This window comes from Shewanella sp. Isolate11 (genome assembly GCF_022398315.1).
GTDB lineage: Bacteria > Pseudomonadota > Gammaproteobacteria > Enterobacterales > Shewanellaceae > Shewanella.
In genome coordinates, this window is the sequence record NZ_JAKEVF010000001.1 from 881,153 (window position 1) to 895,357 (window position 14,205).

A 14,205-nucleotide genomic window follows, 5' to 3' on the forward strand; every position below is an offset into this window, starting at 1 on the left:
GTTTAGCGAAACATTAATATTGTCAATGCCATCAAATGATCATTTTTTCCGATAAATATTTTACAACTAAGTTTTCTGCTATATAAAAATGCTGTTATACATCATTAACTTAAATCTAAATAAGTGTATGCTTATTTGCTGGTTTTATTGTTATAAAACTACATTAATGTCGCTTGCCGCCGGTTTGAAGTGAGTTCTGTCACGCTGTCAAGCTAGGTATTGTTGTTAAGTTACAGTTTTGTGTGAGAATGTGACTTCAATATCGGTATTTTAGTTAATTTTCAACTACGATTGAAACTCCCTAATTTCTAAGGTTGATGTTTGCGATGGCAAGACTCTCAGACAAGATTAAGATAATTAAGAAGGGCCTAGATGTGCCTATCGCCGGTGAGCCTAAGCAGGAGATTGACCATGTCGCGTCACCTGTGAAAGTGGCAATACTCGGTGAAGAGTATGTAGGTTTGAAGCCCACCCTCATGGTTGAAGTTGGCGATCGCGTCAAAAAAGGTCAACCCTTATTCGAAGATAAAAAGACCCCCGGTGTTTTATTTACCTCACCCGCCAGCGGTGTCGTGGTTGAGATCAATCGAGGAGATCGGCGGATTTTACAATCTGTGGTGATTGCTGTTGAAGGTAATGAGCAATGTTCATTTGCAAGTTACGACGACCTTTCTCAATTAACCCAAGAATTAGTGCAGCAGAATCTGGTTCGGAGTGGTCTCTGGACAGCATTAAGAACTCGTCCTTTCTCCCGCGTCCCAGAGCTAAATAGTCAGCCATCGGCTATTTTCGTCAATGCGATGGATTCTAATCCATTAGCTGCCAATCCTAGAATTATCATTGCTGAGCAAGCAGAGGCCTTTAAAGCGGGCTTGCAGGTGTTGAGTTATTTAACTCAAGGGCCGCTCCATCTTTGTCATGACCAAGGTGAAGTCTTACCTGGTGCCGAGCTTTCTCATGTGACAAGTCATCGATTTGGCGGTGTTCATCCTGCTGGGCTTGTGGGGACCCATATACATTTTATTCAACCTGCAAGTGTTGAGCGGCCAGTGTGGCATTTGGGCTATCAAGATGTGATTGCTTTTGGTCAGCTATTTTTAACCGGTGAACTTTATACCGATCGAGTCGTTGCATTAGCGGGTCCGAGTGTTATCGAGCCGCGGCTTATCCGTACTCAATTAGGCGCTCAGCTGAGCCTGTTAACTGAAGGTGAGATAAAACCGGGGAATCAGCGTGTGGTCTCTGGTTCGATTTTATCGGGTCATACAGCGACAGATGCTTATGATTATTTAGGCCGCTTCCATCAACAAATCTCGGTGCTTGAGGAGGATGAGCAACATCAGTTCCTACCTTGGGTACGTGGTGGTTCTGAGAAGTTCTCCATCACTCGTGCGGTTACCTCAGGCTTCGGTGGCGCTAAGCGTTTGTTTAATTTAACCACCCATGCTGGAGGCTCACAGCGTGCCATGATGGCATTCGGTCAACTGGATCGGGTTATGCCGTTGGATATTCTTCCTACATTGCTGGTACGTGATCTCGTGGTTCGCGATACCGATGAGGCGCAGCAGTTGGGCGCATTAGAGTTAGATGAAGAAGATTTAGCCTTATGTACTTTTGTTTGTCCTGGTAAATATGACTTCGGACAAGAGTTACGCGTCTGCTTAGATATTATTGAGAGGGAAGGTTAATGAGTCAGTCGAACAAAAAACCTGACGTTCAAAATGACTACTATGCACATGGTGAGTCAATGCGTAGCTACTTACGCTCGCTAATTTATGCCAAAGGCGCCAGTACCAAAGGTAAAGTGCATGTGCGTGACGCCATTGATGTTAAACGTACCATGACCTTAGTGGGCTTATGTTTACTGCCAGCGATTCTCTTTGGTATCTATAACTTAGGACTACAGGCTCAGCTTGCCGTAGCTGGTGGCTTATCAACCCCAGATGCCTGGCAATTAGTGGCATTTAATGCCCTGACTGGCGGGATGACCGAGCAAACTAGCGGCTTGAGCCTGTTTGGTTATGGATTAAGTTTCTATCTACCGATTTACCTTACGGCACTGCTGGTCAGTCTGTTCTGGGAAGTGGTATTCGCCCGAGTGCGTCAGCAAGAGTTACATGAAGGCTTCTTCGTTACTGCATTGTTGTTTAGCGTGATTCTACCAGTTTCAACACCTTTATGGATTGTCGCATTAGGGATCACCTTCGGCCTGATTATGGCGAAAGAGGTGTTTGGTGGTATGGGGTATAACTTCCTCAATCCTGCATTGGCAGGTTATGCCTTTATCTACTTTGCTTATCCCTCTAAAGTGGCTGAAATCAGTCAGTTTGTTGCCGTAGACGGCTTTTCCGGTGCAACCACATTAATGCAGACCGCTGCCGGTAAGATGAGCTTTGCAGACCAAAGTTGGTATCAGGTTTTCACCGACCCGCAGTGGTGGAATAGTTTCTACGGTTTTACTGTCGGTTCTATTGCTGAGACCAGCACTCTAGCGATTTTGATTGGTGGCAGTTTGTTATTGCTAACTCGTCTCGCCGATTGGCGCATTGTGTTCGGCGTTCTGCTAGGGATGATCATTACCGCATCTTTGTTCAATCTGATTGGTTCTAGCAAAAACGCGATGTTTGCAATGCCTTGGACCTGGCACCTTGTCAGTGGTGGCTTTGCATTTGGCATGATGTTCATGGCTACTGATCCGGTAACCACTTCCTATACCCGTCAAGGTAAGATCATGTTCGGCCTGATGGTGGGCTTTATGACTGTGCTCATTCGTGTACTGAACCTGAAACTGGTTGAAGGGATCATGTTAGCGATTTTGTTTGCCAACCTTTGGGCACCTTTATTCGACTATGCTGTGGCTCGTCTTAATATGAAACGGAGACTGAAGCGCAATGCCTTATAAATCTCAACAGATGCTACAGGTGCAAACTGCAAGCCTTTGGTCATCGATAATCGAATCGTTTTATTTTCGACTTTCTAACCGCTTTATGCGCGTCGACATGGGAGATAAATCCTAATGGCATTTAAGAAAGACACTGTTGTGGGGACCATGATCTTCACCATCATTCTCTGCTTATCCTGTTCATTTATGATCACCGGAACCGCCGAGATATTAAAAGAGCGCAAGCTGGTTAAAAAGCGTGATGAACTCAAGCGCAATGTACTACTCGCCGCGGATATTGATTTAAGTGGCGATAAAGACTTTAGACAGATTTTTGAGACGTCAGTCTCGCCCTTGTTGATCGATATCGATAGCGGCGAAGTAGCGTCTACTGAAAATGTACTCGACTTTGATGATCGCATGGCGGCCATTAATCCCGAAACGTCAATTAAACCGAAAAAGGATACCGCCAAGATTAAGACCCGCGCCAACCAGGCTCGAGTGTTTAAGGTCTTGGATAAGGATGGCAAGTTACATGCTGTGGTGCTGCCAATTTATGGTAAAGGCTTATGGTCGATGATCTATGGCTTCGTGGCGGTACAGCCTGACTTTAATACCATTGAAAATGTGGTGTTCTATGAGCATGGAGAAACGCCAGGTATTGGCGATTTCCTTGATGATCCAGAGTGGACTAAGAAATTCAAAGGTAAGCAGCTTTTCGGTGATAAAGGTCATGTGTCATTTAGTATCGTTAAAGGTGGTGCGAAACCGGGTGATGTTCATGGTGTCGATGCGGTCAGTGGTGCAACCATGACAGGGCGCGGTGTGCAACGAGCCATCCAGTTCTGGTTTGGCAGTGAAGGGTTCGAAACCTTCCTACACAAGCTAAAAGCAGCGGGGGTGTAAGATGAGTAAAAGTATGACAGCAACTCGAGATATTCTGACCACGCCGATTTTTGCGAACAACCCAGTTGCGATGCAGGTATTGGGTGTATGTTCCGCATTGGCGGTCAGTAACTCAATGCAAACCGCATTGGTCATGACATTAGCTGTGACCTTTGTTCTGGTATTTTCTAACCTCTTTATTTCGCTGATCCGCAATTTTATTCCTAATAGTGTACGTATTATCGCGCAGATGACGGTAATTGCCTCTCTGGTGATTATTGTCGACATGATCTTGCAAGATGTCGCCTATGAATTATCGCGTCAACTATCGGTATTTGTCAGTCTGATTATTACTAACTGTATCATTATGGGCCGTGCAGAAGCCTTCGCTATGAAGATGCCACCTCATCTAGCTGTGGTGGATGCGCTAGGTAACTCACTGGGTTATGGCGTGATTTTGCTTTCAGTTGCCTTTGTGCGTGAACTGCTTGGCAGCGGTACCTTGTTTGGCCATGACATCATTACCACTGTGGCTAATGGTGGCTGGTACCTGAGCAACGAGATGTTTAAATTGGCACCGAGTGCCTTCTTCCTGATTGGCTTATTAATTTGGGCCATCAATGTTGTGCAGCGTAAGCGAGGATAAGGAACGATTATGGAACACTATATTAATCTTTTTATTCAAGCCGCTTTAATTGACAACATGGCGCTCACTTTCTTCCTCGGGATGTGTACCTTTCTGGCAGTATCGAAGAAAGTCTCAACCTCTTTAGGCTTAGGTATTGCAGTAATTGTTGTGATGGTGCTAGCGGTTCCTGTAAACCAACTCATCTATGTCAATGTGTTAGCGCCAGGGGCCTTAGCTTGGGCGGGTTTTCCTGAGCTGGATTTAAGTTATCTGCAATTGATCACTTTTATCGGGGTGATCGCGGCCTTAGTACAGATTTTGGAGATGTTCTTAGATAAGTACATTCCTAGCCTGTACCAAAGTTTAGGGATCTTCTTGCCGCTATTAACCGTTAACTGTGCGATTTTCGCTGGGGTGATTTTCATGGCGAACCGCGATTACAACCTAGGTGAGTCTGTGGTATTTGCTGCTGGCTCAGGTTTTGGCTGGGCTGTTGCGATTGTGATGCTGGCGGGGCTGCGTGAGCGAATGAAGTTTCATGCTATTCCTGCAGGTCTGCAGGGCATAGGTATTACTTTCATTACTACGGGCTTGATGGCTTTGGGCTTTATGTCTTTCTCTGGGATTTCGTTTTAAGTAGCGCGATATCTACTTAATTCAAATGCATTAAAGAAAAGGGTAATTAGATGGAAATGGCAATAGGCATAGGCATGTTCACCATAGTGGTGTGTGTGCTGGTTATGGTGATTCTCCTGGCCAAAAGCAAATTGGTCATCAATGGTGATGTCAGAATTAACATTAATGAAGATGACGAGAAGAGCATCACCACCGCAGCGGGCGATAAGCTATTAGGCGCATTAGCCGGCAAAAATATCTTTATTCCATCGGCATGCGGCGGTGGCGGAACTTGTGGTCAATGTCGGGTTAAAGTGAAGTCGGGCGGTGGCGATATTCTGCCAACTGAGCGTGATCATATTAATAAGAAAGAGGCTAAAGAAGGTTGTCGTCTTGCGTGCCAAGTGGCGGTGAAAACTGACATGGAGCTTGAGTTGGAAGAAGAGATCTTCGGCGTTAAGAAATGGCAATGTGAGGTGATTTCTAACGATAATCAGGCAACATTTATTAAAGAGTTACTGCTTAAATTGCCTGAAGGTGAAGACGTTAAGTTTAAAGCCGGTGGTTATATTCAGATTGAAGCCCCAGCCCATGAAGTGAAATACAGTGATTTCGATATTCCTGCTGAGTATCGTGATGATTGGGAGAAATACGGCCTATTCGACATTGTGTCGACGGTTAACGAAGATGTATTACGTGCTTACTCGATGGCGAACTATCCTGACGAGAAAGGCCGCATCATGCTTAACGTGCGTATTGCAACGCCACCAGAAGAGGGGCTGCCTCCAGGTAAGATGTCATCTTACATCTTTAACCTCAAAGCTGGAGATAAGGTGACGATTTCGGGACCTTTCGGTGAGTTCTTTGTTAAAGAGACCGATGCCGAAATGGTGTTTATCGGCGGTGGTGCAGGTATGGCACCGATGCGCTCACATATCTTTAATCAGCTTAAGTCTGAAAAGACTAAGCGTAAGATGAGCTTCTGGTACGGTGCACGTTCTCGTCGCGAAATTTTCTATCAAGAAGACTTCGATACGTTAGCCGAGCAAAATGAAAACTTTGAATGGCATGTGGCGTTATCGGATCCATTGCCAGAAGATAATTGGGATGGGTACACCGGCTTTATTCACAATGTGATTTATGAGAGCTATCTTAAAAATCATAAGGCGCCGGAAGATTGTGAGTTCTACATGTGTGGCCCTCCAATCATGAACTCATCGGTGATCGCTATGCTCGAAAGCTTAGGGGTTGAACAAGAGAATATCTTGCTCGATGACTTTGGCGATTAAGCTTTGATTTAATCCTAAGACTAAAAACGCAGCCAATGGCTGCGTTTTTTATTGCCGCTGTATGCCAAAGCTGTTGATCCACATCATGGAGTCGTAGCTGTCTGCCTTCTATAGTATTTGTTATCTAAAGGTTAACAAAACGAGCAGCATGAGCCAGTATTCAAATCACTTTTATAAGAGCGGAAACCAAAGTCATAACCTAAGCGACAGCGGGGCTAGCCAATCGATAAATACTTATACTATTTCGGCACGAGGTAAGGCCGATCATCAGTCGGTGATGAAGTTTCTCAGGCACAACTTTGCGGCAGTGCCACTCAAGCAAGTTGAGAGCATATTTGGTTTTGTCGAGCGGTCGACCCTTTACGGGGGGCGGTTTTATCTGATACGTCAGTTATCAGACCGAGATGTCGGCTTACTGGCTGATAATGGCATAGGTGTTCGAATTCCATTAACTAATCACTTTGCTACTCAGGCAGAATTTGATGCGAATCGGCCTCTACTCGCCAAATACCATCATCCTCGTAACTCCATTATTTGTACCAATGATGATTTAGCTTATTGGATTAAACAGGAGTATCCCGATTACGACATCGAAGCCAGTGTGATTAAGAATCTGACTAAAACAGAGCAGATTGAGCAGGCCTTGTCTTTGTATGACACTGTTGTGCTGCCTATGGTGCTTAATGATAATGAGGCTTTGCTATCCGCGCTGCCAGATAAACAGCGGATTCGTTTATTTGCCAATGCGGGATGTGCCTACACCTGTCCGGCTCGGATCTGTTACAAATCCATCTCTAAGTTTAATAAAGGCGAGGGCGGTGAGTTTAAATGTTCTCAAGATCTTAAACACAGAGAGATGCAGGGCATGGTCGATTTTGATCTACAGCGTTTGAGTGATTTAGGTTTTCACAAATTTAAGCTGTTAAGGGCAAGAGTTGGGCAACAGACTGGCTATTAAGGATAAATTCGATAACCCTACTGCAGTTAAAGGTTATCGAATGGAGTAGAGGTTATTGGCCGACAATCTCTTCTTTTAACGAATAAGCTGCCATCAGTAACTCTTGTTGCTCCTTCTGGCCGACATCATTTTTATTGAGAGCCAATAAAATATCATCGAGCACAGCCACATATTCTCGCTCATTGATATTCATCCCACGGTGGGTATCGACCATGTTTTTACCGGTATAAGCTTGCGGCCCGCCTGTTGCCATACACAAAAACTCAGTGACTTTTTGGATCACTCGTTCTCGATTAGAATCGATATAACGGCTGGCGATTAGGGGGTTGACGGCATGGGTGTCGAAAATATCCGCAGCAATGTGGGCTATGTTTGACTCGCCACCGAGGCGATCATAAAGACTTTTTTCACTCATAGTGTACCTCTTCTATTTTCATTTTAAGAAGCTTCCACTTCGAAATTAACATTGCTAAGTGTAGCGGCTGGCATGGAGAACATGAGGTTTTAAGGCGAGAAAACGATGAATTGCTTCAAGAGTCTGTCAATGGATAGCGCTTTACTTATTGAAGGTCAATAAACCTGACGATAACAGGCCCAAAAGAAAAGTGATTAAAACTCGTCTAAAACACGGCTTGGTAGAGGCCGCGTGTTAGATGATGATCTTTTGGATTAAGACCAATTCAGCTAGCTGACTCCGCGGCTTAATTTTAGCTAAAAGATTTAGCTGGCAGATTTAACTAGCAGATTTAACTAAATATGGGCGCGTCGTATTGTTCGCCTTCATCAGAGTAAGCGGTGACGATGGCATCTTCGACTAGACCATCTGCAGCTGCGACTTGAGTCTCGAAAAACTGCTGAATTTGTTGACGTCGACCATGAGCTGCCCAGCTTTGTGCATCAGCCCAAATCTCGTTAAACACAATAGGATAATCATTACGAGTTGCACTTGGATGGTCGATTTGTCGAGTGACAATATATTGCATACAGCCTTGCTCTCGCAGCGAGTCTGGTTCCAGTGCTTTTAATACTTCAAATAATTCGGCTTGCTTACCGGCTTTAGGGCGGAATTGCGCGATAACAAAAATACGTGTCGACATGTTTTATACCTTTTAACCAAAAAAAGCATTGTAAACCAATAATCCCAAAAGAGGTTGCAAACTCGGTGTCTGAATCTCCCTTATCGCCATGAATTAATGAGTTTCGTCTAATAGTGCCGCTTTTTAAAATTAATTAGCTTGGGCACCGGATGGGCAAATGTTAAAGTTGGCACCAGTTCATCTGTATTCTCTGATAGCTAGGCGAGTCCTATTGTGAGTCAAATTACGCCCTTGATTGATTTTCTAACTCAGCTTGGTTTAAACCAAGATGCACTTGGTGTCGTGCGCGAGAACGCTAAACGGCTTCATGGTGTTGCAGGTGATATTTTGTTGCATCAGGGGCAAGTACAGCAGTATGGCTACTTTATTCAATCGGGTATCTTAAAAGCCTGCCATTACGCCGATAAAGGTACTTCGCTGGTTAAAGAATATTACTTCGAAGGTGAATGGTGTTTTCTATATGGTAGCTGGCTTACCCAAGAGCCTGCGCAATATCAAATGGAAGTGTTGCAAGCCGCTCAGTTGATCCGGCTGCCTTTGTCATTATTAGACCGCCCAGAATGGCTGCAAGTGAAACTGGTACTGATCAGTCAACAGCTCATTTATAAAGAGCAGAAAGAGGCGTTTTTTCTGCTGAACACACCAGAGCAGCGATACCGTTATCTACTTGAGCACAGAGCAAACTGGCTGACTCAGCTTAACAGCTTGCAAGTGGCTAGTTATATTGGGATTAGTCCAGTCAGCCTATCTAGGCTGAAAGCACGTATTGGCTCGAACTGAGTTGATAAGCGATAATCTCACCGAGATGGACGTTTCGTGATCCACTTCTCATCATCGGCTTAACCTAAGTTAATGCAACCTTACTAGCTTGCCTGCATCATAGCGTCACTTTCCGATAGAGGTGACCTATGTCCGCATTTATGCTTTCGCAACTGCTTATTACGGTTGCGATTATTTTTGATTTAATCTCATTTCAATTTAAACAGAAGCGCTTTATTGTCGCCTGTTTAGCTGTCTCTTGCGTGTTGAGTAGCACGCATTTTGTCTTGTTAGAGCAGTGGACGGCAGCGGCATTAATGATGATGGCGGCGATACGTTATTTTGTCACTATCTTTAGCCACGATAAACGGCTGTTAGTGCTGTTTCTCAGCCTCAACAGTGTGTTGACTTACATTACCTTTGCGGGAGTCTTGAGCTTGGTAAGCTTTGCAGGCAGTACAATGCAAACCTTAGCGACTTTTTGTAAAACTGATCAATTACTTAGACAGTTGATGATTATTGGTACCAGTATCTGGCTACTCAATAACTTATTGGTGGGATCACCTATGGCAGCCTTGATGGAGTTTGCCTTTATCTGCAGTAATTTAGTGGGGTACTACCGCTACTATGGGGTGACACTCAAATTGCAAAAAGTCAGTTAAATGGCCACGGTCTCGTGTCATGGTGATATAGATTGAACGGTAAAAATAATAAGGCTCAGCTAAATGCTGAGCCTTATTGCTTAAAACGAATGATAGTCTAATGTTCTCTTTGTTTATTACGTCCTTGGCTGTTCTGCCTTTGATTATTACTCGTATGTCTTACTGAGTTGGTTCTGGTTGAGCTATTTCTGACTGAGCTATTTCGGGTGACGTTATGTTGCTCTCTAACTTGCTTTGTTTTGTTTGGCAGATAGCTTGGGTTTGACTGAATCGCTTTGTTCGACCTATCTATCTGAGCTCGTTGTTCTTTTTGGTAGTGCTGAGAACGATGTTGAGCTGGCTTTGATTGCCAATTTTTCGTTTGAGATTGATGGGCATTAATCACTTTAGTTGATGCTCTATTGTTTTGTCGCTGAAGCTGCTTATTGATTCGCTCAGCACGTTGCGCTTTGTTGCTGTGCTTGTTATTAGCAGTCCTGTCGTTACGCAGTTTATCGCTGTTATTGCTTTGTGCCTTAGAACGATTTTGCAATTTAGGCTGATCATGTAGTCTAGCGGTTAACTCTGCATGTTTACGTCTTTGTTGCTTCGAGCTGTGTTGATCTTTTGCCATATTTTTAGGCGAGTTAGCTCTCGATATAGAGCTTTTAGCACCGTTTACCATAGGGGGGGGGGTTACCATTTTGCGCTGCTGTTTCTCATGCATCAAGCTAGGTCTATGACTGTTGTAACGCTGTTTAACTACCTTGGTACGGTAAGCCACGCCCCGTCTATGATGAGGTTTGTGGGTCCAACGCTGGGCACCATAACTCGAAACGATACGGGTATGTGAACGATAGTGGTTCGAATGTCTATGTTGAGTCACTATGATGTGACGGTCATGCCAGCGAAACGCGCTAAAGTAATAGTTGAACCCGATACGAATGCCGCTGCTCCAGAAAAACAGACTACTGCCATGGTGAGAAAAACCGACACTGACATAAGAAGGTGAATCCCAATATACCGGCGGATAGTTGTACCAGCGCCAGCTACCGTAAACGACACGAGGATCATACACGGGCACATACACCACCTGAGTTTGTATTGGTTCAATGATGATTTCATTATTCACCTTAGTAACACGCATCTTGTCCATGTTAGCTAAGCTATCTGCAGCATCGGCTTGTTGCCTCAAAGTTTGGATACTGGCTAGTACTTGCGCCTCATTTTGCAAGAAGGCATCACCCAGCTTTTGGGTCCAGTCAAGGTCTTTACTTAGGGTTTCCAGTACTTCAGGGAAGCCGACTAGGGCGATGACACTGGGATCCCAATCTTGATCTTCGGCAAGGTTTACCGCGTCGGTTGCCGATAGCGAGGCATGTTGTTTACGCCAGCGGTTTGCCTGGACTAACTCAATAGGATAAGTCGATGCAATTAAGATGTGAGTCAGTAGGCTATCGGGATAAAGCGCAATAGGGGCAAGAATCTGTGCCAGTTCAGGTTCGCTGAACATCGCTTCATTTGATTTGTCATTTGCTGCCAGTAAATTAGGGCTATAGAGTGATGCTGACAGGGCCAAGACTAGGGTGGCCACCCATAATTTTATGCTGTTCATATCGTCTCCAAGTATCAGTTTTCCATGATTTAGCCTCATGTTAAATAACTGAAGATGAACGTAAGCTGAAAGTTAGGGGGACGCTAACCAAACCATTTTTTAACTAATGCTCGACGCTAATTTTAGGTCGACACTATTTTAATACCAATCGCAGTCATTATATGATCATTCTTGCTAGTTAAAATCGCCGATAACCCTGTTGTAAATTTTGTTATTAGAATAACTCGTTACTGCAATTTACGCCTTGTTTTCGACAATTTTTTCTGCGGCCATTCTTTTATAAAGCGGGCTGATCACTCATTTACTTTGATTGGTATAAGACCTGCTGAGTAAAGCTTAGCGTAAAGCAGGCGCCTTTGAGTTGAGGCGATTGACTGATAGTCAATTTACCTTGGTAACTGTCTACAAGATCGCAAACAATAGCTAGGCCAATGCCATTGCCTTTAGCATAGGTATCGGCGCGTTTTCCGCGCTCTAAAATGGCTTGTCTTTGCTCGACGGGTACACCTAGACCATCATCTTCTACTTGGATTATTAGCAGATTGGGCAGAGTTTCTATGGATAACAATACTTGCGTCTTGGCGGCTTTGCAGGCGTTGTCTAATAGATTACCGATTAATTCGGTGAGATCATTTTGATCGCCATAAAACACGCACTGGGCGCTAGACTCTGCTACGTAGTTTATTGCGATATTAGGATGAATTTTGCCTAGGGTTCGCAGTAACTTATCTGTGATAGGTTGAATTTTTATGCCTAGATGCCAAGCACTACCCGCAGCGCTTTGGGCACGTTTGAGCTGGTGGCTAATGGTACGATTGATCTGATTAACCTGCTCGATGGAAGTAGTGTTAAGATCTTTCTGGCTTTGGATCACCGCTAAGGGGGTTTTTAAGCTGTGAGCTAAATCGGAGAGCGCGTTGCGATAACGACTGCGTTGGCGCTGTTCGGTAGTCAGCAGCGTATTGAGTTGTTTGGCTACCGCCTGTAACTCGTTGGGGTATTGCCCGGAAATGTTTTGGCTTTCTCCCATCTGCACCGACTTTAGCTCTTGTTTAAATTTGGCCAGAGGCCTGAGAGTCCAGGTTAACCAGGCCAATTGAATCGCCAATAACACCAGCATCAATATCAGCAGCCAGATCCACAGATGTTGGCTAAATGCCTGTTGCTGTTGGGTGACTGTGTCGAGGTCTTTGATGATATGTAAGGTGATTGGCTTGGCATGGCTACCCGTATCGAAACGTACACTAAAACTGTAAATCAGCTGTGGCTGGTCGTTTAATAAAATTTGACTAAATTGCCGCTGCCCTAACTTAGGTTGAGGTAGCTGCTCGGGCGCGCTATGACCTAAAAAGGATTTTGATGACCATAAAAGTTCAGATTCTTCGCCATCATCAGCCTGAGAAACCAAGGCATACAGGCCTGAATTAATCACATTAAATTGGTTGTCTAACAAGAGCTCCGGCATCTGTAACTGACCTTCATCCATATCGGTAACCGCGAGCACCGAGTAAAGATAGGCACTGAGTTGATCTTGGGTATTGAGCATGACCTGCTGTTTAAAGGCATTGTTGAGCGCGATGCCAATAACAGGTAGTAATACGACGATTAGCAATAAGGCGCTGAGCATTAAGCGAGTGCTCAGTGAATTTAATCGTGAGGGTATTTGTGTTGGAGCTTTTATTTGAGAGCTAGTCATCTGAGCCGATTAATCATTTAGCTGACGCATGCGATAGCCTTGACCACGCAGAGTTTCGATAATGGCTAAACTTCCATCTGGGTCGAGCTTTTTGCGCAGACGACGAATAAATACTTCAATCACGTTAGAGTCTAAGTCGAAGTCTTGATCATAAATATGTTCAATCAGGGTCGTTTTAGAATTCACCTCGCCGATATGCAACATAAAATATTCAAATAGTTTGTACTCAGAGCCACTTAAACTGACCGTTTGTTGAGCAAGCATGATTTCATGACTGCTGGTGTTAAGGCTGATGGGGCCATTGGTGATGATCGGGCTGGATTTTCCTGCTGAGCGGCGGATCAGAGCATTCAGACGCGCCACTAATTCTTCGGGATGGAAAGGTTTGGTGAGGTAATCATCGGCGCCGGCGTCTAGCCCTTCGACCTTGTCTTGCCAGCTATCACGAGCGGTTAAAATTAATACTGGATAATCGATACCTTGTTGGCGTAATTGGGTGATGAGTTGAATACCATCGAGCTTTGGCAAGCCGACATCGATAATGGCCGCATCATAGTTGTATTCCTGCCCCTGAAACAACCCCTCTTCACCGTCACTGGCCACATCTAAGGTGTAATGGGCATCTAATAGATGTTGCTTTAGGTTGGCTTGTAGTGGCAGATCATCTTCAACCAAAAGTAATCGCATGCCTAACTCCTTGATGCCATTAACGTCGGCTCATTCGCCCTGTGAGGGCATCGATTGAGACATAAAATACCACGCCATCAGCACTGAGAATTTTGGCTTTATATCCAGGATTGCCATTAACTCGAGTGGATTGAATGCTCAGTACCTTACCATCGTAGTGTCCTTGAACCATTTGGGTGGCTTGTTGACGGTTTTTTACTTTGAGTTTATTAGGACTCTTCTGTCCGGCCATAGCGGCTGCGCTTATCGACAGGCTGGTGAAACTTGAGCTAGGAACATGACTTGCAGAGGCCTCGCTAACCGTTGCCAATAATAAGCAGATTGAAGCTATTAAGCTGAGAGCCAATTTCATCAAATGTACCTGTTTTGTTGATATTTTCTCAGTGTAAAAGATCCGCTAACAATAAGAAACATATCAAGCCTTTCATGCTGTTGATAAAGCTTATTTTCGTCA

General features: G+C 44.5%; 15 protein-coding genes. 9 read left to right on the plus strand and 6 right to left on the minus strand.

The genetic code is table 11. The annotated features are described in order from the left end of the window. Window positions 1–326 precede the first annotated feature (326 nt). From L1D21_RS03880 to L1D21_RS03910, 7 genes are all read left to right on the plus strand, one after another. Window positions 327–1,688, plus strand: a complete 1,362-nt coding sequence (locus L1D21_RS03880; protein ID WP_239843908.1) for a Na(+)-translocating NADH-quinone reductase subunit A — start codon at window positions 327–329, stop codon at window positions 1,686–1,688. Further along, window positions 1,688–2,902 carry an NADH:ubiquinone reductase (Na(+)-transporting) subunit B gene (locus L1D21_RS03885; RefSeq protein ID WP_239843909.1) on the plus strand — a complete coding sequence of 405 codons (1,215 nt, stop codon included), beginning with the start codon at window positions 1,688–1,690 and terminating at the stop codon, window positions 2,900–2,902. Before L1D21_RS03880 ends, L1D21_RS03885 begins: the two co-directional genes overlap by 1 nt. 114 nt (window positions 2,903–3,016) lie before the next feature. Then, complete coding sequence (locus tag L1D21_RS03890) at window positions 3,017–3,787, plus strand: Na(+)-translocating NADH-quinone reductase subunit C (protein ID WP_239843910.1); 771 nt, start codon at window positions 3,017–3,019, stop codon at window positions 3,785–3,787. Between the two features lies 1 nt (window position 3,788). After that, window positions 3,789–4,412 carry an NADH:ubiquinone reductase (Na(+)-transporting) subunit D gene (locus tag L1D21_RS03895; protein WP_239843911.1) on the plus strand — a complete coding sequence of 208 codons (624 nt, stop codon included), beginning with the start codon at window positions 3,789–3,791 and terminating at the stop codon, window positions 4,410–4,412. A 9-nt stretch (window positions 4,413–4,421) separates the two neighbouring features. After that, window positions 4,422–5,030: an NADH:ubiquinone reductase (Na(+)-transporting) subunit E gene (gene nqrE, locus L1D21_RS03900; protein ID WP_239843912.1), complete on the plus strand. Its 609-nt coding sequence runs from the start codon at window positions 4,422–4,424 to the stop codon at window positions 5,028–5,030. A gap of 50 nt (window positions 5,031–5,080) precedes the next feature. Next, entirely contained in the window at window positions 5,081–6,298 is a 1,218-nt protein-coding gene (gene nqrF, locus L1D21_RS03905) for an NADH:ubiquinone reductase (Na(+)-transporting) subunit F (protein ID WP_239843913.1), read from the plus strand. A 148-nt stretch (window positions 6,299–6,446) separates the two neighbouring features. Beyond that, window positions 6,447–7,256: a hypothetical protein gene (locus tag L1D21_RS03910; protein WP_239843914.1), complete on the plus strand. Its 810-nt coding sequence runs from the start codon at window positions 6,447–6,449 to the stop codon at window positions 7,254–7,256. Between the two features lie 52 nt (window positions 7,257–7,308). Here L1D21_RS03910 and L1D21_RS03915 read toward each other — a convergent pair whose 3' ends face one another. Both L1D21_RS03915 and L1D21_RS03920 read right to left on the minus strand, forming a co-directional pair. Then, window positions 7,309–7,671, minus strand: a complete 363-nt coding sequence (locus L1D21_RS03915; protein WP_239843915.1) for a group 1 truncated hemoglobin — start codon at window positions 7,669–7,671, stop codon at window positions 7,309–7,311. Between the two features lie 331 nt (window positions 7,672–8,002). Continuing rightward, entirely contained in the window at window positions 8,003–8,353 is a 351-nt protein-coding gene (locus tag L1D21_RS03920) for an antibiotic biosynthesis monooxygenase (protein ID WP_239843916.1), read from the minus strand. A gap of 213 nt (window positions 8,354–8,566) precedes the next feature. Between L1D21_RS03920 and L1D21_RS03925 the strand changes: the two genes are divergently transcribed. Together L1D21_RS03925 and L1D21_RS03930 are read left to right on the plus strand one after the other, a co-directional pair. Further along, a complete protein-coding gene (locus tag L1D21_RS03925) occupies window positions 8,567–9,133 on the plus strand; it encodes a Crp/Fnr family transcriptional regulator (protein WP_239843917.1) in 567 nt (188 codons plus the stop codon). A 128-nt stretch (window positions 9,134–9,261) separates the two neighbouring features. Further along, window positions 9,262–9,774, plus strand: a complete 513-nt coding sequence (locus L1D21_RS03930; RefSeq protein ID WP_239843918.1) for a YgjV family protein — start codon at window positions 9,262–9,264, stop codon at window positions 9,772–9,774. A gap of 97 nt (window positions 9,775–9,871) precedes the next feature. On the opposite strand, the gene L1D21_RS03935 is transcribed toward L1D21_RS03930, so the two are convergent. From L1D21_RS03935 to L1D21_RS03950, 4 genes are all read right to left on the minus strand, one after another. Then, a complete protein-coding gene (locus L1D21_RS03935; protein ID WP_239843919.1) occupies window positions 9,872–11,368 on the minus strand; it encodes a DUF3300 domain-containing protein in 1,497 nt (498 codons plus the stop codon). 301 nt (window positions 11,369–11,669) lie between these two features. After that, a complete protein-coding gene (locus tag L1D21_RS03940) occupies window positions 11,670–12,995 on the minus strand; it encodes an ATP-binding protein (protein WP_239843920.1) in 1,326 nt (441 codons plus the stop codon). Window positions 12,996–13,073: 78 nt separating this feature from the next. Further along, window positions 13,074–13,751: a response regulator transcription factor gene (locus tag L1D21_RS03945; RefSeq protein WP_239843921.1), complete on the minus strand. Its 678-nt coding sequence runs from the start codon at window positions 13,749–13,751 to the stop codon at window positions 13,074–13,076. Window positions 13,752–13,770: 19 nt separating this feature from the next. Beyond that, window positions 13,771–14,103 carry a PepSY domain-containing protein gene (locus L1D21_RS03950; RefSeq protein ID WP_239843922.1) on the minus strand — a complete coding sequence of 111 codons (333 nt, stop codon included), beginning with the start codon at window positions 14,101–14,103 and terminating at the stop codon, window positions 13,771–13,773. Between the last annotated feature and the right edge of the window lie 102 nt (window positions 14,104–14,205).